The sequence below is a fragment of the Streptomyces sp. YS415 genome, from assembly GCF_023544665.1.
Classification (GTDB): Bacteria; Actinomycetota; Actinomycetes; order Streptomycetales; family Streptomycetaceae; genus Streptomyces.
Genome location: NZ_JAMJFL010000012.1, coordinates 82,342 through 102,609 on the forward strand (window position 1 = coordinate 82,342; position 20,268 = coordinate 102,609).

A 20,268-nucleotide genomic window follows, 5' to 3' on the forward strand; every position below is an offset into this window, starting at 1 on the left:
TCCACCGGAACGGCCCCGTGTTCTCACAGCCCCGCCCGGCCGCCGCCGGGGAACCCTCACACCTCGCCCCGGGCCCCGCTGAGGGCAGCGTTCCCCGCGGGAAACAGAGGTGATGCGGTCGGGAAACACCCGCACCGCACGCTCAATGGCATGACCTCGAATACGCGTGTGGTGGTGATCGGCGCCGGCCTCGCGGGCGTACGGCTCGCCCGGCGGCTCGGTGAGCTCGGCACGCCCGCGCTGCTGATCGGCGAGGAGGAGCACCGGCCCTACAACCGGGTCCTCCTCGCCGAGGTGCTGGCCGGGCGGTACGCCCCCGAGGTGATCGCGCTGCCCACCCCGGCCGGGCTCGTGCGGACCCGGGTCACCCGCATCGACCGGGAGGAGCGCACCGTCGAGTGCGCGGACGGCTCCAAGATCGCATACGACACGCTGGTCCTGGCCACCGGCTCCAACCCGGTGCTGCCGCCGCTGCGCGGACTGTTCACGCCGGATCATGTGCTGCCCGAGGGCGTGCACGCGTTCCGCACCATGGACGACTGCCTGGGCCTGTCCAAGGCGGTACGGCCCGGAGTGCGCGCCGTCGTCATCGGCGGCGGGCTGCTCGGTGTCTCCGCGGCCCGCGCGCTCGCCGTGCGCGGCGCCCAGGTCGTCCTCGCCCAGCAGTCCGAGCGGCTCATGGAGCGCCAGCTCGACCCGGGCGCCTCCAAGCTGGTGCTGCGGCATCTGAAGGACCTCGGCGTCGAGGTGCACACCGAGTGCCGGGTGCGCGACGTGCGCTGCGTCGGCGGCGCGGTCCGCTCGGTGGAGATGGCCGACGGATACGCCCTCGACGCCGACCTGGTGGTGCTGGCCTGCGGGGTCCACCCGCGCGCCGGGCTCGCCAAGGACGCCGGACTGGCCGTCCACAAGGGCATCCTCGTCGACGACGAACTGCGCACCTCCGACCCGCACATCCGGGCCGTCGGCGACTGCGCCCAGCACGACGGCACGCTCTACGGCCTCGCCACCCCGGCGCTCGAACAGGCCGACGCGCTCGCCGAGCTGCTCGCCGGGGACACCGCCGCCCGCTACACCGGCACCCGGTCCCTGACCCGGCTGACGCTGCACGGAAACTCCGCCTTCGACCTCGCCGCGTTCGGCGAGACCGAGGCGCTCCCGGGCGACGACGTCGTCCAGCTCACCGACGCCACCCGAGGCACGTACCGCAAGGTCGTCGTCCGCGACGACCGCGTGGTCGGCGGGGTGCTCGTCGGTGAACTCGGCACCGTCGGCGCGCTCGCCCGCGCCTGGGAGGGAGCAGAGCCGCTCCCCACGAACGGCGCCCCCCTGCTCCATCTGCTCACCAACGACGGAGGCTCCTGATGACCGCCACCCCGGGGGCCACCCCCACGATCGTGCTCGTCGGCCACGGCATGGTCGGCCAGCGCTTCCTCGAAGCCCTCGCCGAGCGCGGCATGACCGCCACCCACCGCGTGGTCGTGCTGTGCGAGGAGCCGCGTCCCGCCTATGACCGCGTCGCGCTGACCTCGTACTTCTCGGGCAAGACGCCCGAGGACCTGTCCATGACGGACATGGAGTTCATCGAGAAGCACTCGATCGAGCTGTACGTCGGCGACCCGGCCGAGACGATCGACCGCGCGGCGAAGAAGGTCACCGCCCGGTCGGGCCAGGTCTTCACGTACGACACGCTCGTCCTCGCCACCGGCTCCTTCCCGTTCGTGCCGCCCGTCCCGAACAAGGACGCCGAGGGCTGCTTCGTCTACCGCACGATCGAGGACCTGCTCGCGATCGAGGAGTACGCGAAGAAGGCGACCACCGGTGCCGTGGTCGGCGGCGGTCTGCTCGGCCTTGAGGCGGCCGGCGCCCTCAAGGGCCTCGGACTGACCTCCCACATCGTGGAGTTCGCGCCGCGGCTGATGCCGGTGCAGGTCGACGAGGGCGGCGGCGCGGCGCTGCTGCGCACGATCGAGGACATGGGCCTGAGCGTGCACACGGGTGTGGGCACGCAGGAGATCGTCGTCGACGAGGAGGGCGCCGTCACCGGCATGAAGCTCTCCGACGGCTCCGAACTCGCCACCGATCTGGTCGTGTTCAGCGCCGGTGTCCGGCCCCGCGACCAGCTGGCCCGCGACTGCGGCCTCACCGTCGGCGAGCGCGGCGGCATCGCGGTCGACGAGCAGTGCCGCACGGTGAACGACCCGCACGTGTTCGCGATCGGCGAGTGCGCGCTGGCCGCCGACGGCCGGGTGTACGGCCTGGTCGCCCCCGGCTACGAGCAGGCCGAGACGGCCGCCGCCACGATCGCCGCCGACGAGGCAGCGTTCACCGGCGCCGACCTGTCCACCAAGCTGAAGCTGCTCGGCGTGGACGTCGCCTCCTTCGGCGACGCGCACGGCGCCACCGAGGACTGCCTGGACGTCGTCTACTCCGACTCCCGCGCGGGGCTGTACAAGAAGCTGGTCATCGGCCGCGACGGCACGCTGCTCGGCGGCATCCTGGTCGGCGACGCGGAGGCGTACGGCACCCTGCGCGCCTTCACCGGCTCGGTCCCGCCGGTCTCCCCCGAGTCGCTGGTGCTGCCGGCCGGCGCGGGCGCCCCGGCCCAGCTCGGCCCCTCCGCCCTGCCCGACGAGGCGATCATCTGCTCCTGCCACAACGTCTCCAAGGGCGCCATCCGCGGCGCGGTCACCGACCACCAGTGCACGACCGTGCCCGAGGTGAAGAAGTGCACCAAGGCCGGCACCGGCTGCGGCAGCTGCGTGAAGGTGCTCGGCCAGCTGGTCACCGCCGAGCTGGAGGCGTCCGGCGTCGAGGTCGACAAGGGCCTGTGCGGCTGCTTCGCCCAGACCCGCGAGGAGCTCTACGAGATCGTCCTCGCCCTGCGCATCAACAAGTACCAGGACCTGCTGGACCGGTACGGCCGGGACGGCGCCCGCGGCGGCGACGGCTGCGAGATCTGCAAGCCCACGGTGGCCTCGATCATCGCCTCCCTCGCCCCCGCCATCGGCGCCGAGGTGTACGTCCTCGACGGCGAGCAGGCGGCGCTGCAGGACACCAACGACCACTTCCTCGCCAACCTCCAGAAGAACGGCTCCTACTCGGTCGTGCCCCGCATCCCCGGCGGTGAGATCACCCCGGAGAAGCTGATCGTGATCGGCGAGATCGCCCGCGACTTCGGGCTCTACACGAAGATCACCGGCGGCCAGCGCATCGACATGTTCGGCGCCCGCGTCGAGCAGCTCCCGCTGATCTGGACCCGGCTGGTGGACGCCGGCTTCGAGTCCGGCCACGCCTACGGCAAGTCGCTGCGCACGGTGAAGTCCTGCGTCGGGCAGACCTGGTGCCGCTACGGCGTCCAGGACTCCGTCCGGATGGCGATCGACCTGGAGCTGCGCTACCGCGGCCTGCGCTCGCCGCACAAGCTGAAGTCCGCGGTGTCGGGCTGCCAGCGCGAGTGCGCCGAGGCCCAGTCCAAGGACTTCGGCGTGATCGCCACCGCCAACGGCTGGAACCTCTACGTCGGCGGCAACGGCGGCGCCACCCCGCGCCACGCGGACCTGCTCGCCCAGGACCTCTCCGACGCCGAACTGATCCGCCTGATCGACCGGTTCCTGATGTTCTACATCCGCACCGCCGACCGCCTGGAGCGCACGTCGACCTGGCTGGAGCGGATCCCGGGCGGCCTGGACCACGTCCGCGACGTCGTGGTCGAGGACTCCCTCGGCATCTGCGAGGAGCTGGAGTCCCTGATGGCGGCCCACGTCGACCACTACCGCGACGAGTGGGCCGAGACCATCAACGACCCCGAGAAGCTGGCCCGGTTCGTGTCCTTCGTGAACGCGCCGGACACCCCCGACCCGGTCGTCGGCTTCGTCCCCGAGCGCGACCAGATCAAGCCCGACCTGCCGCTGCTGTCCATCGGCCGCCGCCCCCTGGAAGGAAGCGCCCAGCGATGACCCTGGCACCCGAGACCACCGACCTCAAGGTCCAGCTCCAGCTCGACGCCCGCGAGGGCACCTGGTTCACGGTCTGCGACCTGAGCCGGCTGCTCCCGGGCCGCGGAGTGGCGGCCCTGCTGCCGGACGGCAGCCAGGCGGCTCTCTTCCGCGACCGCTCCGGCACGCTGTACGCCATCGACAACCGCGACCCGTTCAGCGGGGCCGGCGTCCTCTCCCGGGGACTGACCGGCACCCACCAGGGGCGGCCCTTCGTGGCCTCCCCCCTGCTCAAGCAGCGGTTCGACCTCGCCTCCGGGCAGTGCCTGGACGACGAGTCGGTACGGGTGACGACGTACCCGGTCCGCACAGCCCTCGGCACCGACCTGGTCGACAGCGGGGTCACCACCTGAGAAAACGGCTGGCCGAGCGGGGGCGAGCGCTGCTTCCATGGCGGCATGGTGCCCACCGACCGTCTCCTCGCCTTCGCGGCCATGTCGTTCCTGCTGATCGTGGTCCCCGGACCCAGCGTGCTCTTCGTCGTCGGCCGGGCCCTCGCCCAGGGCCGGCGGGCCGCACTGACGACCGTGGCGGGCAACACCGCCGGCGCCTATGTGCTGGTCCTGGCGGTGGCGTTCGGGGTCGGCTCGATCGTGGAGCGCTCGGTGCTGGTGTTCACGGCGCTCAAGCTCGCCGGCGCCGCCTACCTCGTGTACCTGGGCGTCAAGGCCTGGCGGGAGCGCGGGGCGCTGCGGGCCGCGTTCGCCGAGGACGCCGCGGCCGCCGGGCCGGGCAGCGCGCGCACCTTCTGGGAGGGGTTCGCGGTCGGGGTGACCAACCCCAAGACGATCGTGTTCTTCGCGGCGGTGCTGCCCCAGTTCGTGGACCGGGCAGCGGGCCAGGTGGCGGCCCAGATGCTGCTGCTCGGCCTGGTCTTCAACGTCATCGCGCTCGCCTCGGACAGTGTCTGGGGACTGGTCGCGGCGACCGCCCGCGGCTGGTTCGCCCGCTCCCCCCGGCGGCTGTCGGCGGTGGGCGGAGCCGGCGGGATCACCATGATCGGCCTCGGTGTCACGGTCGCCGTGACGGGCCGCAAGGACTGACCCTCACGCGCCGAGGGCGTCGTAGGCCACCCCGGTCAGCCGCTCGGAGGCGGCCCACAGGAGCTGCCCCATCGGGTCACTCACCGTCCAGGGCGCCCGCCAGGACGGTACCGGTGCGCCGCGCCAGCCCGCCAGGGACGGGCCGGTGAAGGAGTCGGGCGCCACCCCGGGTGCGGTGGCCGCGTACAGCGTGGGCAGGGCGCCGGCGTCGGCGGACTGGGCGACGAGGCGGTTGCCGAGCCCCATGACGCGCTCCGCGATCCGGCGGCCCGCCATCCGCGGCCCCGCCGTCTGGAGGTTGGTCGCCGCGTACCCCGGGTGGGCGGCGGCCGCCACCACGTCCGCCCCGTGTGCGGCGAGCCTGCGCGCCAGCTCGTGCGTGAACAGCAGATTGGCGCTCTTGGACCGGCTGTAGGCGATCCAGCGCCGGTAGCGGCGCTCGCTGTTGAGGTCGGTGAGGTCGATGCCGGCCACGGCGTGCATGAGGCTGGAGACGGTCACCACCCGGGCCCCCGGGGTCCGCAGCAGCACCGGCAGCAGCAGCCCGGTGAGCGCGAAGTGCCCCAGATGGTTGACGCCGAACTGCCGCTCGAACCCGTCCTCGGTCGTCCCGTACGGCAGCGCCATCACCCCGGCGTTGTTGACGAGGAGATCGAGCCGGCCGTACGGCAGACGGGACGCGAACTCCCGGACGGAGGCGAGGTCCCCGAGGTCGAGGCGCGCGTACTCCACGTCCGCGCCCGGCACCTCGGTCACCAGCCGGTCCCCGGCCTCGGCGCCGCGCCGTTCGCTGCGGCAGGCGAGCACCACCCGGGCGCCCCGGCGGGCCAGCTCGCGCGCGGTGACGTACCCGATGCCGCTGTTGGCGCCGGTGACCACGGCGACGCGTCCGCTCTGGTCGGGGATGTCCCCGGTGCTCCAGCCGGCCATGACCGGGCTCCCTCCGCCGCGGGCTCCCTTCAGCGTACGAGCCGCCGCGGGCTCCGTCCCGGCCTACGACTCGGCCTACGAGAGGACGCGCTCCGCGGAACGTCACGACCTGTCCATGGACTGTCAACCCGGTGCCCCTGGGCACGGTAACCCCGCCGCCCTAGCGTCCCTCTGCGCACGGCCCCCGTCGCCGACCGGTGGCGGGGCGGTCACTCCTCCCTTGGAGCGAGAGTGGAACGTCGTACTGTCCTGCGTGCGGCCGTCCTCGGCGGGTCCTCCGCCGTCTTCGGCGGAACCCTGTGGCGCGGCGCCGCGTACGCCGCGCCCGCCCAGCCCGGCACCGGCCCGTACGGGGCGCTCGGCGCACCGGACGCCCGCGGCATCCGGCTGCCCAGCGGCTTCACCAGCCGGGTGATAGCCCGGTCCGGACAGCAGGTCCCCGGCACGTCGTACACCTGGCACAACGCCCCCGACGGCGGGGCCTGCTACGCGGACGGCACGGGCTGGATCTACGTCTCCAACTCGGAGATCAACCCGGGCGGCGGGGTGAGCGCGGTGAAGTTCTCCGCCACCGGCGCGATCACGGGGGCGTACCGCATCCTGTCCAACACCCGCACCAACTGCGCGGGCGGCAAGACGCCCTGGAACACCTGGCTGTCCTGCGAGGAGGTCTCCCTCGGCTACGTCTACGAGACGGACCCGTGGGGCGTGAACGCGGCCGTGCGGCGGGACGCGATGGGCCGCTTCAAGCACGAGGCGGCGGCCGCCGACCCGGTCCGCAAGGTCGTCTACCTCACCGAGGACGAGACGAACGGCCGCTTCTACCGCTTCGTCCCGAACACCTGGGGCAACCTCTCCTCCGGCACCCTCCAGGTGATGGTCGCGGGCTCCGGCACCTCGGGCTCCTTCAGCTGGGCGAACGTCCCCGACCCGGACGGCTCCCCCACCACCACCCGCACCCAGGTCTCCGGCTCGAAGTCCTTCAACGGCGGCGAGGGCTGCCACTACGCCGACGACAAGGTGTGGTTCACCACGAAGGGCGACAACCGGGTCTGGCAGCTCAACCTCCTCAACAACACCTACGAGCTGGCCTACGACGACTCCCTGGTGACCTCGGGCACGGCCCCCCTCACCGGCGTCGACAACATCACCGGCTCCTCCTCCGGTGACCTGTTCGTGGCCGAGGACGGCGGCACCATGGAGATCTGCGTCATCACCCCGGACGACGTCATCGCCCCGTTCCTGCGCATCGACGGCCAGTCCGGCTCGGAGATCACCGGCCCGGCCTTCTCCCCCGACGGCCGCCGCCTGTACTTCTCCAGCCAGCGCGGCACGACGGGCAGCTCCTCGGGCGGCATCACCTACGAGGTGACGGGTCCGTTCCGGGCCTAGTCTCCACGGCCGGGCGGTGGCGCAGAGCTACCGCCCGGTCACGTCACGCTTGCATCACAGGTCCGTCGAACCGCCACGCCACCATGCGCCCCTCACTACGGTCAACACCTCAAATCCGGACCAAGGGGGGTTCCATGAACCTGTTCCGCATACCCGCCGCCTTAGCCGCCGCCGCGTTCGCGCTGGCCGTGACCGCCGGCGCCGCCCAGGCCCACGAGGGCACTCACCCGTTCGAGAACTGCTCCGAGGCGTACGCCAACGGGTACGCGAACATCGCCGAGGGCGACGAGCACTACGGCAGCCATCTGGACCGCGACGCGGACGGCATCGGCTGCGACCAGCCGCCCGCCGACTTCGAACCGGCCGAGGAGACGGGCGAGGACACCACCGACGCTGGGGCCGAGGACACCGCCGACGACACCGACCTCGCCGCGACCGGCGGCAACGGCGCCACCCCCTACCTCGCGGGCGGCGGCGCGGTCGTCATCCTCGCCGGCGGGGGCGTGCTGATGGCCGTCCGCCGACGCCGGGCCGGGGCGGAGTAGGACACGCCAAGGGGCGGCACCCCCGCACGGGTGCCGCCCTCTGGGTATCTACCTGCGAACTTCCCCTTTCCTGGGGCGGACAGGGCACTTTCAGGGCACGTCCGCCAGAGCCTCATCGATGAGAGCGGCCGTAGTGTCCTCGTCGTCCTCATACAGATGCACGTACAGATCCAAGGTGATCGATGGCTTGGCGTGACCGAGGCGCCGCTGCACTTTCTTCACCGACGCACCGTGCTTAATGAGTACCGAGGCATAAAAGTGCCTCAGATCGTGCGTTGTCGTCCCTTCGGGAACGCGCAGCGGCGACTCGCTGGCGGCCAACTGCTTGTCTGCCCGCTTCACCAGGCGCGCCCACAGCTTCGCCCACGACCCTCGCCGGATGGGGTTGCCCGTCTCGCTCACGAACAGCAGCCGGGCTTTCCTGGTCCTCGGCTTCCGCGGGTCCGTTCGGTCCTCGATCTCCACTTCGGCCAGCGGGTACGCCTTCAGGTGCTCCTCGATGGCCGCCACAGCAGTCACCGACAGCGGCACTGTGCGGTAGCTCTTCTCCGTCTTCGGCTCCCCGATGTACGGCACGCCCTTGTCGGGGCCGATGAGCTGCTGCTCAACCTCGACCGTTCCGGCCAGCAGGTCAACGTGCTCAGCCTCCAGTCCGAACAACTCGGCCTGCCGCAGGCCCGTGGTCGCGGCCAGGCGCATCAATGCCCGGTAGCGGGACGAGGTTGCGGCCAGCAGGGCTCGCACTACTGCGGGGTCGAGCGGAACCACCTCGGGCTTACGGATCTCGGGGAGGTCGATGCCGTGGCAAGGGTTCGCGCGGATGATGCCGTCGTAGTGGGCTGCGGCCATCACGCCGAACAGGGCATTCCACGGTGTTCGAAGGCTGGACGGGGCAAGAACGGCGGAGCGGTCCTTCACCCATGCCCTGATGTCCGATCGCTTGATGCTGGCGATCTGACGGGGACCGAGCAGCGGGTAGACGTGCAGCCGCAGCCCCCGCTCGACGTTGGACTCCGTCCTCTCGCGGTGCGTCGCCGTGGTGCGCCACTCCTCGGCGTAGTCCCGGAGCGTCTGGCGGCGCGTGAGGCGGTCGACGTACTCACCCTTGTCCAGTTCATTGGTGATCTCGGCCGCCCGCGCGTCGGCTGCGGTGCGCTTGGCGAAGTTCTCCTTCTTCTGCTCGCCCGACGGGTCCCGGTACCGAACCTGCCAGCGCTTCCCCACGCCATGTTCAGCGGAGGGAAACACGGTCCTGGTCTTAGTGCTGTGCTCCTTGCACGGCTCAGCGTCGGCCGGCGGTCGGGACAGGTGCCAGCGGTCATACACGTCAGCCATCAGTTCCCCTCCCACCAGAGCAAGGCGAGGCAGCATTGAAGTGGCGTGCGGCGTGGTGAGGTTGGCGCCCGTCTCTAGTCATGCTGCGCATCGGCCTCCGATCTCTTCAGCGTCGTACTTGTCGAGCGCTACGGCGTCGTACAGAACATGTCGCCCACGCCTGAAGAAGCACTGCGGACCGGTTCCGGCATAGCGCCAGTAGCGGACAGTCGCGGGCGACGTGCGGTAGCGCTCAGCAACTTCCGCAGTCGTCAAGTACCTCTGCATTGCGTCCTTCCTGAAAATCAGAGGCGGCGGGCAGGGTGCCCGTGTGTGTCCGAAGCAGGGATTTCTGCGTCATTGCGTCACCTGCGTCAATCAGGCCTCTGACCTGCTGTTTTCGGTGACGCAGCGGGATGGGCCTTGCGTCACCGATGTCACGCGCTCTCGTCACGGGGTGACGCGGATGACGCGGGATGACGCAGGATTCGCCGTCTGCGTCACCGTCTATAGCCGCAGGTCAGCGGCCGTCCGTCGGGCCCGTGGTGACGCAGTGACGCAGACCTTCCCTACTTGGGACAAAGAAGGGGGGGTGGTCTGTGTTCTTACGTCCACTCAGGACTTGAAGAACGGGCCGCTTCGCGGCGCGACCCTTGCAGGGCGGCTGCCGCCGCCGGACCAGCAAGAGGAGCACCCGCCCGGGGCGATGCGTGCTCCTCTTGCTTGTCCGCCTGGTCCCGGGGGCGGCTAGAACGCGGCCTGCTGCTCGGGGGGCGGGGCCGGGGCGGGGAGGCTGAGTTCGATGTAGCGGGCGGCGCTGGTGCGTCCCCAGTCGACCAGGACGCCCCGCGCCGCGAGGGTGGGTTGGATGCGTCGCAGCCGGTCGGACAGCACCTTGCCGGTGGTGGGCCAGCCTTTGGGCAGGGGGCGGCATTCCTCGCCGCTGTAGAGGGCGGTCAGGGCGTGCAGCCACTCCGCCGACGTCATCCGTTCTTCCTCGCCCGGGGCGAGGCCGGCGGCGTGCTTGAGGACCGTCTGCGCCAGCAGGTCACCCTCGATCACGTCGTCGTTGAGGTCGTCCAGGCTGGCCCGGTACGCCTCCAGTGTCCCGAAGCCGGTGGCGGCGTCGAGCTGGGCGCACAGGTGGGCGAAGTCGGCCATCCGCAGGTCGGTCGGGGTCTCGGCCTGCACCGCGCGGACCTTGACGGTCAGGTCGAGCAGGGAGCCGAGAACGAGGGGCAGGATCTCGGCGTACTCCGCCCACAGCTCCGCCTCGGTACGCCGTACCCGGGGGCGTTCCAGGCGCAGGGTGAGGAGGCGTTCGGCGAGGTCGGGGCGGATGACGCCGACGTCGATGCCGGTCAGCAGCATCGGGCGGCGGTAGCGGGAGCGGACGACGTCGCCGTCGGTGAACAGCGCGCGCTTGATGCTCTCGGCCCCGGTGATGATGCAGCACATCAGGTCGGACAGGTCCGGGGGCAGGTGGGAGAGGTTGTCCAGGGCGGTGACCCATCCGGCCGCCACCGCCGTGATCATGTTCTCTTCATCCTTGGGCGCCCGCCGCAGGTCACCGCTCATCCCCTCCACGATCCGGATCAGCATGCGCCCGCCGGTCGACTTGCCCGCCCCTTGTGGGCCGGTCAGGAACGGCGCCGGGACCGGCACAGACGGTTCCAGGCAGCCGATCAGCCACGCGATGGCCAGGGCCTCGGTCTTGGCGTCGGCGAAGTTGCACAGCCGCATCAGCAGATCGATGCCCTTGCCGTCGGTGTCCTTGGCGGGCAGGGGGAGTTCCCCGGTGAGCTGGGTGCGCCGCCAGCACACCTCCTCGGGGTCGGGGACGCGGATGTCCCAGCCGGTGGGGTGGATGCGGACGGACTGGCCGTCATCGCGGCCGAGGTCGAGCCAGGTGGCGCCGTCGAATCCGGGGGCGACGCGGATGTGGGTGGGCTGTACCTGCTCGGTCAGGGCGAGTGCCTCGATCAAATCCAACGCCTCCTTGAGAGCGGTTCCGTTGAAGATGCCGACCCCGTCGCGGAAGAGACCGACCATGAGTTCCTGGCGGTGGCTCCCGCTCGTGCCCTGGGAGCGGATCGGGCGGGCCACGGGGTGGCCGGTGCGCTGCGCGTACACGGTCCCGTCCACGGTGCGGAAGTACCGGAAGTGGGACTGGGCGTAGTCGGTGATGACCTTGCGGGCGGGGTCCTTCTCGTCGTCGGACACGGTCACAGTCCCAACGTGGTCAGGGCGTTGGTCCACGCGTCCACGCAATGCCGCGGGGATTCGCCCTTGGACTGCGCGGCGGTGAACAGCCGCGCGATGTGGGCATCGGTGAGACAGCCGCACCGGCCGTGTGTCGACAGCACCGCGAGGAACGTCCGGTAGACGGTGGCGTGCACCGCGCTGCGGGCCTCAGTGATGGCCTGCTCGGCCATGGCGATGCCACGGTCCAGATACGTCGGCGTGCGGTGCGGGCACTGCCCGCCGCCAGCTGGCGCGGACGCGGTGAGGACCTGCGCCACCGGCCGGACGACCGGGGGTTTCTCCGCGGCTAGCTCGCGCACGATGTCCGGGAGCGCCGTGATGGCACCGGTTCCGGTGCCGAGCCAGCGGACGTAGGCCATGGTGGATTTGATGTCCACACCAGGGCGGACCGCGTTCACGGACCGCATGGTGCCCTGGTAGATCCAGTGCTGACCTCGCGTGGTCGTCACGGTGCGGGTGCCGGGCAGCGCGTGGTGGGCCCACTCCATGGCCGCCTCGTCGTCAAGGTCGACCACGGTCAGGCCGGCGCCTCCGGGGTGGTAGGCCACGGCCACCGCTTGGCGCCAGGCGCGCAGCCACGGGCGCGAGGTGAGCACGTCCGGGTCTGTAGTGGCGGCGGCCCATCCGTGGCAGGGTGCGGGGCACCAGCACGGTCCGCCGTGCTTCATGTTCGGCCGGCCGCCGCACGCGTTCTGGGCACAGGCACGGCAGTTACCAAAGGGGACCTTGCCCTGGCGCAGGGGCAGCGGCGGCAAGCCGGTCTCCGCGAGGTCCAGGGCGATGCGCAGGAGCTCGGGCACTCGCCGGATGCCGGTGGGTTGGGTCATGCTGGGAGACCTCCAACAGGTCAGTAGCTGACTGGTTGGCAAGGGCGGCCCGGTCTTTGGCGAGAGGGGCCGCCCTTGGCATTGCTAGGGATTCGAGACAGCGCGGTTGCGGTTTCGGTGCCGGTAGGCGCGTTGTCGGCATGCCGGGGAGCAGTAACGCGGCGGGCGACCGGTGGCAGTTGCGGTGAGCGAGCGTTTGCACTCCGGGCAGCGCTTGCGACGACCCCGAGTGGGTTGGGTTTCGTCACACGTTTCATCACACGGTTCGGGCAACGGCGACGCGTCGTGGGTGGTGATCTCCCACAGGGCGCGGGCCATGTTTTCGGTACCAAGAGCGCGGCGGGAACGACTCGGGGAGTCCCATCCAGGACGGGCAGGCAGGTCAGCAATCTTGCGCCAGCCCGCGGCTCGGAGGCTCGCGCCGCTCTCGCCGTCCTGGGTGTAGGTGATGGCGCGGCGGTAGCCCGCGCTGCGGGCGGTGCGCCATGCAGCTGCGTACAGGGCGGAGCAAGCATTCGCGGTGCCGTCCGTCGCAACCCGGGTCACCTCGATGGTCAGCCCGTTGTCGAAGTGCCGGTTGACGGGACGACCCACGATGGCCACTCCGACCAAGCGGCCGTCGTTGGTGCGGACACCGAGGGAAAACTGGTGCCCTTGTGGCGGAGCATGGTGCCGGTGATGTTCCTCGACGTAGGCGCACGCGGCCTTCCACTTCATCGGCCGAATGTGCAGCCGCTGTGCGCCGGGCGGGGCAGTCATCGGGCAGTCCTCTCGGCTCAGTGCTTGACGCGGGCGCGCTTAAGGCTGATGCCACCGGTACCGATCGGTCCGGCTGCGGCGGCGATGACGGTTACGGCGTGGGCGGTGGCGTCCAGCAGTGCGCACAGCGCGGCGACCAGTCCCCAACAGCCGATGGCGGCGGCGCCGGCGGCGCCGACCGCGATCAGGATGCGGCGCCACGGAAGGGTGCTCGGGTCGGTGGTGTGGACGACGATCACGAGCGGGGCGCCGGTGTCCTGGGCGCGGCGGTAGGCGTCGGCGGGGATGTGCGGGGCGAGGATTCCCGGCGGGGTGCCGGGCGTGTGGGAGTGCATGCGGAATCCCTTCACAGGGTGGTTCAGGGAGGAAGAAACACCCCTTGCAGGGTGGCTTCTGGAGGGGGTTTCGGGGGTGCTGACCTGCGGGCCTCCCTGCCTCCCTGAGCGATCATTCGCGCAGCTCAGAGCGAGGGATGTGGGGCAGGGAGGGGTTCAGGGAGTTCTCCCTGCCTCCCTACCCCGGGGCGGGCCCTCTCCCTGCGACTAGGAAGCGGAAGCGGAACCGTCGTTGCGGTTGGCGAGGGCGCGGGCGAGCCGGTCACGCGCGATGACCATGACGCCGTCGGACTTGTAGGGCTCGGCTCCGGTGCCCTCAAGGACGCGCTTGAGGTCGATGAACGACCAGCCGCCGTAGGCGTCCGCGTTGAGCGTGCCGAGCCGGGACAGCACGTCCTTGGTGCGCACCCGCTCTGCTGTGCCGACCACGGACGCGATGTCCGCGAGCGGGTCACGCTCGGTCCCGCGGTCGATGGCGTGCAGGGTGCTCACCCCGTCGCGCAGGGCCTTCGCCCGGTCGGTGATGGCCTGGGCCGCGTCGTCGTCGATGTAGTGCGTGCGCACCGTGATGGACGACTGTCCGGCCGGGATGGTGATGCCGTCGGACGCGACGACCAGGGTTCCCCGGTCCAGCCCCGGACGCAGCAGGTTCGGAGCCGCGCCCCCGTCAACGGCCTTGTCCCCAAGCGCCATGCGGGCCTGCGACTCGGTACCCAGAGCGAGGGAGGCGCGCGTGTGGGCGCCCTCGCGGACCAGCTTGGGCAGGTTCTCGTTGGTCGGGTCCTGCGTGCCTTGCCACATCAGCACGTTCACCGCGCGGCCCTGGTTGTGGATTTTCCGGACGGCCATGAAGTACCGGGAGTTGGCCTTCGAGCCGCCGTAGGGCCGCTTGTCGGCGTCTTTGGCGGGGCACATGAACGCCACCTGCGCCTCGTCCACCAGCACGATCAGCGGCGGGAACACCGTGCCGGGCGGCGCCTGGATACGCCGGTTCATCTCGGCAACCGCGCCCTCAACCATCTCGGTCACCTGGATCACGTGCTCATCCGTCGGCCCCTGAATCAGCGTGGTGGCAAGGCCGTCGAACATGGCCCAGTCGCCCACGCCCTTGAGGTCACCCATGAGGAACTGCACCGACTTGTCCAGCGACAGCCACAGCGCCAGCGAGCGCAGGGCGACCGTCTTGCCCTGGTTCGACAGACCGGTGATGAGCAGGTGGCGCTGGTAGAGGGACAGAGCGGCGGCATCCCCCCGCAGGTCCTGACCCCACGGAGCGCGGCCCATGGCGTAGTCGGCGGTCATCGTCTCGTCGGTGACCAGCGGGGACGGGCCGATCGGCTCATCCAGCGCCCCCGAGTCCGCGATCCACAGCCGCACCGTGCGCGCGGCGGTGGGGATGGTGATGAACACCTCGTGCTCGTGCCGGGTCAGGTTCTCCGCGAGCTTGCGGCGCTTGTTCTGCACCTCGTTCGTGGCCACTCCGGAAGGAAGGGTGACGTCGACCTCGACACCGCACCCGGCAATGGTGATCGGCCCGAGCATGGACGCGCCCGCGTCGCCCATCTCCTTGATGGCGCGTGCCAGGGCGGGCACTCCGAGGTCGCGCAGGGCCTTGACCACGATGGACGGGGTGATCGGCTCGCCTTCCCCTGACCGGAGGTTGGCGGGCAGGGCCCAGGCGGGGGCGGCGTGTTGCTTGCGGCCGACCGACCACAGGGCTAGCAGCGCGAGGAACGGGCCGAGGGTGAGCGCCGGGCCCCACACGATCTGAACGATCCGGATGAGCAGGGCGATGAAATTAATGGTCGCGGACAGCGGGGTGAGCACGTCGCCGGCGTGGCCCGTGTCGATGGCCATGGCGATTCCGAGGGCGACCAGGACACCCACGCTCATCCCAGCACCCACGGCGACACCTTTTGCGGCCTCTACCGGGGAGTGGAGCAGGTCCATGCGGCGGTGGTGGCGGGCGGCGCGGAAGCGCTGCAACCGCTCCTCCCACTCTTCAGCCGCTTCCAGGTTCCCCGCGGCTTCCGCCGCCCGGATCATCCGCTCGTAGCGGGCCCCGGTCCGGCCGTCCCACGTACGTCGGAGCACGATCCGGCCGCCGTTGAGCGTGTAGAGGCCGTGCCGGGTCACCGCGCGGACGACCGTCCTGGTGCTCTCGTGAGTGGCGGCGGTCTTCACCGCGCGGCCGGAGCGCACCCACAGCGGCACGGGCCGCGCGGGCGGCGCGTCCGGCACCACGGTGAGCACGGTCGGGGCGGTGTCGGGGGCCGGCGGGTCGGTGGGCTTGTGGAGGTGAACGACGTTATCGAACATGCTGGAAGTGCTCCTGACTGCCCCCAGCGGGGCGGGAGTAAGGGAGAGTCGGGGTGGCCGTGTCCGTGGAAAGACCCGGTCACCCCGGCGCCAATACGGGCTGATCAGAACCAGCCGGACGACTTCTTCTTGGCCTTGGCGCGGGCGGCCTCGGTCATGAGACGCTGCCGCTCGCCGTGCAAGGCGGTCAGCTCCGCGTTCAGCCGGATCTCCGCGCTGTTCCCGGTGGCGTCCATGCGCTGCTCTTCACGGCCCGCGCTACGGCCCCGGGTCACCTTGTAGCCACCGACGGCCAGGGAACGGGCCATCGCACGGCGCTCGCTGCCGTTCAGCGGCCACCACTCGCCCCGCTGCACGGCTTCCAGCCTCTTCGTCGTCGCCAGGATCGCGCGGTCCAGACGACGGATATCGGCGTTGCTCATGGTCAGACGCTCCTCGGAGAGTCGGCAGAGTCGGGGTAGGCGCAGGGCACGCACATGCCAAGCGAGGTGGGGATGACGTAGCCCGCATCCCGGCGGCACTGCGGGCAGACGCGGCGGGCCCGGTTCGCCGCCGCCAGCGCGGCCCACCGGCCCGGCCTCATCGGCCTAACTGGCTTGGCCAGGTCGATGCGGTAGAGGTAGGCGACCAGCGGGCCCCGGCGGCGGCGCGGCCGTTCGAGCTGCGCGGCCACACACTGACCACCGGGCCGCAGCCCGCGCGCTCTGAGTTGGCGGCGGGTGGCGTATCCGTCCGGGGCGAGGCGCCACCGGTAGACCGGCAGCGCAGCCATCAGGCGACGCGCTTCCAAGCGGCCCGCAGCCGTACCTCGGATGCGGAGTGGCCGGCGGCACGGAAGCGGGCGGCCATGTCGCGGTAGGACAAGGGCGGCGTCTGGCTGTGCCGAATGTCGTGAACGAGCGTGTCCAGCGCGTCATCCGACAGCGCGGGCGCCCCCGTCTCCAGCGCCGGAACCTGCTCGGTCGGACCCCATACGGGGAGTTCCCAGCGGGGTGTGACGCCGGGTGTGACGTGGGTCGTCACGCTGGTAAGGGCCCTGCTGGTCTCCTCGCCCTTGCGGGCGGTCTCCAGCGTCGACCACGCCCCCGCGAGGGTTTGCGCGGTCTCGGCCTGGACGCGTGCGACGCGGGCCCCGGCTTCCGTCACGGCCGTCAGCCGCGTCTCCTCCGTGGCCGCTTCCGCCCGCAGCCGGGCACGGGCCACGGCCGCTTCGTCGCGCGCCTCCTGCTGGATTCCCCGGATCGCGTCCAGCGCGAGCGGCGTGAGCGCGGTCCGCTCCCACAGGCTGTGCACAAGCCACAGGGCCTTGGCCGCGATCGGCAGCCAAGCCACAGCCAACCACGCGCCGGCGGCATGCTCAGCGGTCAGGGCGTGGGCGACCAGGACGCCGGCGGCGAGAACGCCGAAGGACCAGCCGACCGCCGTTACGGCGCGGTTGTGGTCGCCCTGCGCGGCCAGTCGGCGTTCGTAGGCGAGGGTGGCCAGCCATCCACCGTCGATACCGAGACCGACGACCAGAGCGACCGGCCACGGCACCGCTGCACCCAGCCACATTATGACCACCGCGAGGGTGAGCACCATCGACACGGCCGTCATCGCGACAGCCGGAAGCACGGTCTTGGCCTTCACCGGGCACCTCCCGCCTGCCCCGCAGGGGCACGGTCGACATCCGGCTGATCGGCATACGCGGTCAGGACGATGCCCGCGCCGGCGAACTGCCCTTCGGCCTTCAGGACGCGGGTGCGACCCGCGCTCTGGGTGCGGGAGTCGACCGCTTCCGGGGCGATCCGCAGGGCAGTGCGCCACTGCTCGAACGCGGCGAGGCTCTCGCCCGAGGTGTCGTGGAAGGACAGCCGCAACCACTCCGGGAAGATCGGGGACACATCCACGTCGGGGGCGGGCAGGTGCGGGAAGTCCACGGCCAACAGCCGCAGCGCGCGCAGGGGGACCGTGAGGCCGTCCAGCGTCATGCCGCACCCCCGGGCAGACTCGTACCGGCCGTGCGGTTGACCAGCGCGACCCGGGCGGCGAGCGCCCGGCGCCGGGCCCGGCGGATACGCCGCTCGTCCAGTTCGGTCGGGGTGCGGTCCAGGGTGGTGATGTGCGCGTCCAACAGGTCGACGTCCGCCAGGATGACGGGGATCTCCTGCTCGATCGCGTCCAGCTCAGCGCCGGTTGGTTCCATCCACGGTGCGAACGCGGTAACAGCGTCCTGAAGTGTGACGATGTGGTTCATGGGTCGTGGTCTCCCTTGCAGGTGAAACGGCCCCAACAGCGGCCCCGGGTCTAGCCACCCGGGGCCGCGCGCCGTTGTAGGTGAAGCCGCGCAGATGGCGCGGTATGGCCGCTGAGCAGCGGCCGAAGTGCCCCGGACCGGCCTCGAACCGGTCAGGCTGCCGTACGGGGCACGCCGGTCTTCTCCGCCTTGTTTCCGACCCCTTCGGGCAGGCGGACCACGGGTTACCGGCAGTTCCTTGTGTGCAGTTGTCAAGGCGCTGACGCTTCCTTGGTACTCACCCCTGGGGGCTTTCCTTCCGGGCGTTGCAGTTGCAGTACCTGTTTTACAGGTACTGCATGATGGGCTGTCAAGTACGTCGCCGGAATCTCTTGCTTTCTCGCCGGGACGTCTTGGCGTGCTCCCAGCATCCGCCCATGTCAGGGGAGTTGGTCACCCCGCCTATGGACACGTCCGGGCCATATGGCTACGGTCAAGAAGTCCCTAGAAGTCCCTCAGGGGGTGCAGATGTCGAACGAGCGCTTACGGTCCGCTCTCCTGGCGCGCGGCATGACCGTGCAGAGCCTGGCTGAAGCGATCGGGGTAGGCCCCAAGACTGTCGAACGTTGGATCACTCAGGGCAAGGTGCCGTACCAGCGTCACCAGTACGCGGCGGCGGCAGCGCTCAACATCGACGTGACCACGTTGTGGGAGGATGTCCGAACCCTTGACAGCGCGACAGATCTGGCAAAGGCGGAGATAGCGACCGTGTACCCGCACCGCCACACGGTGCCTGTCGGTCTCTGGCGAGAGCTGTACAAGCGAGCTGACCGGAACTTGGACGTGCTGGTCTACTCCGGACTGTTCCTCTCTGAAGATCCCCTGTTCCACGACCTGCTCAGGGCGAAGGTGGAAGCGGGAGCGCAGGTGCGCATCCTGCTAGGCGACCCCGGATGTGCGGCCGTCCGGCAGCGTGGCATTGATGAGGGTCACCGGATCATGGACGGCAAGATCCGCAACGCTCTGGTGCTGTACCGGCCCCTCATGCGGAGTCATTCAGTCATCGACTTCCGCTTGCACGACTCGACTCTCTACAACTCCATCTACCGAGCCGATGACGAGATGCTCGTCAACCCGCACGTCTACGGCATCGGGGCCTACATGGCGCCCGTCATGCACCTGCGGCGACTTCCCGGCGGCAGTCTCTTCGACACCTACGCGAATAGCATCGAACACACCTGGGAGAACGCCCGACCGATAACTGACCAGGATATTGCGAGCATCACAGGAGCCTGACATGGGACGCATCGACTACCTGCACGATCCCGACGCCCCGCCGGCCAACTCTGTTGTGCCGTCCGTCGTTGCGTTCGTGCAGAACGACGCGGGGCAAGTGCTGATGATCCAGCGGTCCGACAACGGACGCTGGGCACTTCCCGGCGGTGGTCACGACGTGGGCGAGTCCATCAGTGACACCGTCGTGCGGGAAGTCTGGGAAGAGACCGGCATCCGGGCTGAAGTAGTCGACGTGTCGGGGCTCTACACCGACCCCGGGCACGTCATGCAGTACGACGACGGTGAAGTCCGCCAGCAGTTCAGCATCTGCTTCCGTGCGCGGCCGGTCGGGGGCGAACTCCGCACGAGCAACGAGACGACTCAGGTCCGCTGGGTCGACCCAGCGGACCTGAAAGCGATGGACGTGCACCCCACGATGCGGCTTCGAATCGAGCACGCGATGGACCGGACGCGAACGGCGCCCTACATCGGCTGACGCTTCGCGGCGGCGACTCGTTCGAGGACGCGGCATGTGCAGTCGATGATCTCCGGTTCGGCCCGGCGGATGAACTTGCCGATCAGGCTGTCCGGCCCGTAGCGCCCGGTGATTTCGTTGATCCGATCGATGGGGTTCGTCGGCGTGCCGTCCGGGGTGGTGCTCATGTCGCAGTAGCAGAGCGCATCGTTCAGGTGCTCGCTCTCACGGGGAAACTCGCCGTCGAGCTCAGCCCGCAAGCCGCGCGCATCAGCCTCAAGCCATGAGCACGAGTGATGAGCGACGAGGTTGACGACCTGCTCGTCAGCATCGGTCACGTCCCGGAGATACCGTGCGCCGTCCAGGGGATGAAAGCCAGTCTTAGCGAGATCCGGCGCGTAGCCGATGTCATGCAGAACCGCCGCAGCCTCCAATAGGTCCGCATCCTGATCGAGGATGAGCGCGATGGTGCGCGCCCTCTCAGCGACCCCGAGGCAGTGTCTCCAGCGCCGCGGCAGCGGCTCAGAGAGCAGCGACTCAGCCAGGGGATAGGCCCACTCCGTCAACGTCGACAAG

22 protein-coding genes are annotated in these 20,268 nt (G+C 70.4%); 8 read left to right on the plus strand and 14 right to left on the minus strand.

Translation table 11 applies throughout. From position 1 onward, the window contains the following. Positions 1-150 precede the first annotated feature (150 nt). The 4 genes from M8H82_RS17435 to M8H82_RS17450 are packed head-to-tail and all read left to right on the plus strand — an operon-like array spanning position 151 to position 5,041. The gene (locus M8H82_RS17435; protein WP_250074955.1) at positions 151-1,365 is read left to right on the plus strand and encodes an NAD(P)/FAD-dependent oxidoreductase; all 1,215 of its coding nucleotides are present in this window, start codon (positions 151-153) and stop codon (positions 1,363-1,365) included. Then, on the plus strand, positions 1,365-3,959 hold the full coding sequence (gene nirB, locus M8H82_RS17440) for a nitrite reductase large subunit NirB (protein WP_250074957.1): 2,595 nt from the start codon (positions 1,365-1,367) through the stop codon (positions 3,957-3,959). The genes M8H82_RS17435 and nirB overlap by 1 nt, the downstream gene beginning before the upstream one ends. Continuing rightward, the gene (gene nirD, locus M8H82_RS17445; RefSeq protein ID WP_250074958.1) at positions 3,956-4,351 is read left to right on the plus strand and encodes a nitrite reductase small subunit NirD; all 396 of its coding nucleotides are present in this window, start codon (positions 3,956-3,958) and stop codon (positions 4,349-4,351) included. The genes nirB and nirD overlap by 4 nt, the downstream gene beginning before the upstream one ends. 45 nt (positions 4,352-4,396) lie before the next feature. Next, positions 4,397-5,041, plus strand: a complete 645-nt coding sequence (locus M8H82_RS17450) for a LysE family translocator (RefSeq protein ID WP_250074959.1) — start codon at positions 4,397-4,399, stop codon at positions 5,039-5,041. Positions 5,042-5,044: 3 nt separating this feature from the next. On the opposite strand, the gene M8H82_RS17455 is transcribed toward M8H82_RS17450, so the two are convergent. After that, on the minus strand, positions 5,045-5,971 hold the full coding sequence (locus M8H82_RS17455) for an oxidoreductase (RefSeq protein ID WP_250074961.1): 927 nt from the start codon (positions 5,969-5,971) through the stop codon (positions 5,045-5,047). A 231-nt stretch (positions 5,972-6,202) separates the two neighbouring features. Here M8H82_RS17455 and M8H82_RS17460 point away from each other — a divergent pair, with 231 nt between their 5' ends. Further along, complete coding sequence (locus M8H82_RS17460; RefSeq protein ID WP_250074963.1) at positions 6,203-7,363, plus strand: alkaline phosphatase PhoX; 1,161 nt, start codon at positions 6,203-6,205, stop codon at positions 7,361-7,363. A 134-nt stretch (positions 7,364-7,497) separates the two neighbouring features. After that, positions 7,498-7,908, plus strand: a complete 411-nt coding sequence (locus tag M8H82_RS17465; protein WP_250074965.1) for an excalibur calcium-binding domain-containing protein — start codon at positions 7,498-7,500, stop codon at positions 7,906-7,908. Between the two features lie 90 nt (positions 7,909-7,998). Here the strand turns inward: M8H82_RS17465 and xerC are convergent, their stop codons facing one another. The 12 genes from xerC to M8H82_RS17525 form a co-directional block, all read right to left on the minus strand. Continuing rightward, positions 7,999-9,243, minus strand: coding sequence for a tyrosine recombinase XerC (xerC, locus tag M8H82_RS17470; RefSeq protein WP_250074967.1), 1,245 nt, complete (start codon positions 9,241-9,243; stop codon positions 7,999-8,001). Positions 9,244-9,321: 78 nt separating this feature from the next. After that, the gene (locus M8H82_RS17475; protein ID WP_250074969.1) at positions 9,322-9,510 is read right to left on the minus strand and encodes a helix-turn-helix domain-containing protein; all 189 of its coding nucleotides are present in this window, start codon (positions 9,508-9,510) and stop codon (positions 9,322-9,324) included. 459 nt (positions 9,511-9,969) lie between these two features. Further along, a complete protein-coding gene (locus tag M8H82_RS17480; RefSeq protein WP_250075266.1) occupies positions 9,970-11,445 on the minus strand; it encodes an ATP-binding protein in 1,476 nt (491 codons plus the stop codon). A 2-nt stretch (positions 11,446-11,447) separates the two neighbouring features. Continuing rightward, positions 11,448-12,314 (minus strand): bifunctional DNA primase/polymerase, encoded by an 867-nt coding sequence (locus M8H82_RS17485; RefSeq protein ID WP_250074970.1) that lies wholly within the window; start codon positions 12,312-12,314, stop codon positions 11,448-11,450. Between the two features lie 84 nt (positions 12,315-12,398). After that, positions 12,399-13,031 carry an XF1762 family protein gene (locus M8H82_RS17490; RefSeq protein WP_250074972.1) on the minus strand — a complete coding sequence of 211 codons (633 nt, stop codon included), beginning with the start codon at positions 13,029-13,031 and terminating at the stop codon, positions 12,399-12,401. A gap of 59 nt (positions 13,032-13,090) precedes the next feature. Further along, the gene (locus tag M8H82_RS17495) at positions 13,091-13,408 is read right to left on the minus strand and encodes a hypothetical protein (protein ID WP_250074974.1); all 318 of its coding nucleotides are present in this window, start codon (positions 13,406-13,408) and stop codon (positions 13,091-13,093) included. A 207-nt stretch (positions 13,409-13,615) separates the two neighbouring features. Further along, positions 13,616-15,727: an FtsK/SpoIIIE domain-containing protein gene (locus M8H82_RS17500; RefSeq protein ID WP_250074976.1), complete on the minus strand. Its 2,112-nt coding sequence runs from the start codon at positions 15,725-15,727 to the stop codon at positions 13,616-13,618. 104 nt (positions 15,728-15,831) lie between these two features. Further along, positions 15,832-16,149 (minus strand): hypothetical protein, encoded by a 318-nt coding sequence (locus tag M8H82_RS17505; protein ID WP_250074978.1) that lies wholly within the window; start codon positions 16,147-16,149, stop codon positions 15,832-15,834. Positions 16,150-16,151: 2 nt separating this feature from the next. Beyond that, a complete protein-coding gene (locus M8H82_RS17510; protein WP_250074981.1) occupies positions 16,152-16,499 on the minus strand; it encodes an RRQRL motif-containing zinc-binding protein in 348 nt (115 codons plus the stop codon). Then, entirely contained in the window at positions 16,499-17,356 is an 858-nt protein-coding gene (locus M8H82_RS17515; RefSeq protein WP_308293260.1) for a protein spdB, read from the minus strand. The genes M8H82_RS17510 and M8H82_RS17515 overlap by 1 nt, the downstream gene beginning before the upstream one ends. Then, positions 17,353-17,697 carry a hypothetical protein gene (locus M8H82_RS17520; RefSeq protein ID WP_250074983.1) on the minus strand — a complete coding sequence of 115 codons (345 nt, stop codon included), beginning with the start codon at positions 17,695-17,697 and terminating at the stop codon, positions 17,353-17,355. Before M8H82_RS17520 ends, M8H82_RS17515 begins: the two co-directional genes overlap by 4 nt. After that, the gene (locus tag M8H82_RS17525; RefSeq protein WP_250074985.1) at positions 17,694-17,963 is read right to left on the minus strand and encodes a DUF6284 family protein; all 270 of its coding nucleotides are present in this window, start codon (positions 17,961-17,963) and stop codon (positions 17,694-17,696) included. The genes M8H82_RS17520 and M8H82_RS17525 overlap by 4 nt, the downstream gene beginning before the upstream one ends. Positions 17,964-18,470: 507 nt before the next feature. Between M8H82_RS17525 and M8H82_RS17530 the strand changes: the two genes are divergently transcribed. Together M8H82_RS17530 and M8H82_RS17535 are read left to right on the plus strand one after the other, a co-directional pair. Further along, positions 18,471-19,238 (plus strand): helix-turn-helix domain-containing protein, encoded by a 768-nt coding sequence (locus M8H82_RS17530; protein ID WP_250074987.1) that lies wholly within the window; start codon positions 18,471-18,473, stop codon positions 19,236-19,238. A 1-nt stretch (position 19,239) separates the two neighbouring features. After that, complete coding sequence (locus M8H82_RS17535; protein ID WP_250074988.1) at positions 19,240-19,713, plus strand: NUDIX domain-containing protein; 474 nt, start codon at positions 19,240-19,242, stop codon at positions 19,711-19,713. Here M8H82_RS17535 and M8H82_RS17540 read toward each other — a convergent pair. After that, positions 19,701-20,267: an HD domain-containing protein gene (locus tag M8H82_RS17540; protein WP_250074991.1), complete on the minus strand. Its 567-nt coding sequence runs from the start codon at positions 20,265-20,267 to the stop codon at positions 19,701-19,703. The genes M8H82_RS17535 and M8H82_RS17540 overlap by 13 nt on opposite strands. Between the last annotated feature and the right edge of the window lies 1 nt (position 20,268).

Coding starts and splice junctions, on each gene's coding strand:
- M8H82_RS17435 (WP_250074955.1), top strand. CDS start 151: ATGACCTCGAATACGCGTGTGGTGGTGATCGGCGCCGGCCTCGCGGGC.
- nirB (WP_250074957.1), top strand. CDS start 1,365: ATGACCGCCACCCCGGGGGCCACCCCCACGATCGTGCTCGTCGGCCAC.
- nirD (WP_250074958.1), top strand. CDS start 3,956: ATGACCCTGGCACCCGAGACCACCGACCTCAAGGTCCAGCTCCAGCTC.
- M8H82_RS17450 (WP_250074959.1), top strand. CDS start 4,397: ATGGTGCCCACCGACCGTCTCCTCGCCTTCGCGGCCATGTCGTTCCTG.
- M8H82_RS17455 (WP_250074961.1), bottom strand. CDS start 5,971: ATGGCCGGCTGGAGCACCGGGGACATCCCCGACCAGAGCGGACGCGTC.
- M8H82_RS17465 (WP_250074965.1), top strand. CDS start 7,498: ATGAACCTGTTCCGCATACCCGCCGCCTTAGCCGCCGCCGCGTTCGCG.
- xerC (WP_250074967.1), bottom strand. CDS start 9,243: ATGGCTGACGTGTATGACCGCTGGCACCTGTCCCGACCGCCGGCCGAC.
- M8H82_RS17475 (WP_250074969.1), bottom strand. CDS start 9,510: ATGCAGAGGTACTTGACGACTGCGGAAGTTGCTGAGCGCTACCGCACG.
- M8H82_RS17485 (WP_250074970.1), bottom strand. CDS start 12,314: ATGACCCAACCCACCGGCATCCGGCGAGTGCCCGAGCTCCTGCGCATC.
- M8H82_RS17490 (WP_250074972.1), bottom strand. CDS start 13,031: ATGAAGTGGAAGGCCGCGTGCGCCTACGTCGAGGAACATCACCGGCAC.
- M8H82_RS17495 (WP_250074974.1), bottom strand. CDS start 13,408: ATGCACTCCCACACGCCCGGCACCCCGCCGGGAATCCTCGCCCCGCAC.
- M8H82_RS17500 (WP_250074976.1), bottom strand. CDS start 15,727: ATGTTCGATAACGTCGTTCACCTCCACAAGCCCACCGACCCGCCGGCC.
- M8H82_RS17505 (WP_250074978.1), bottom strand. CDS start 16,149: ATGAGCAACGCCGATATCCGTCGTCTGGACCGCGCGATCCTGGCGACG.
- M8H82_RS17510 (WP_250074981.1), bottom strand. CDS start 16,499: ATGGCTGCGCTGCCGGTCTACCGGTGGCGCCTCGCCCCGGACGGATAC.
- M8H82_RS17520 (WP_250074983.1), bottom strand. CDS start 17,697: ATGACGCTGGACGGCCTCACGGTCCCCCTGCGCGCGCTGCGGCTGTTG.
- M8H82_RS17525 (WP_250074985.1), bottom strand. CDS start 17,963: ATGAACCACATCGTCACACTTCAGGACGCTGTTACCGCGTTCGCACCG.
- M8H82_RS17530 (WP_250074987.1), top strand. CDS start 18,471: ATGTCGAACGAGCGCTTACGGTCCGCTCTCCTGGCGCGCGGCATGACC.
- M8H82_RS17535 (WP_250074988.1), top strand. CDS start 19,240: ATGGGACGCATCGACTACCTGCACGATCCCGACGCCCCGCCGGCCAAC.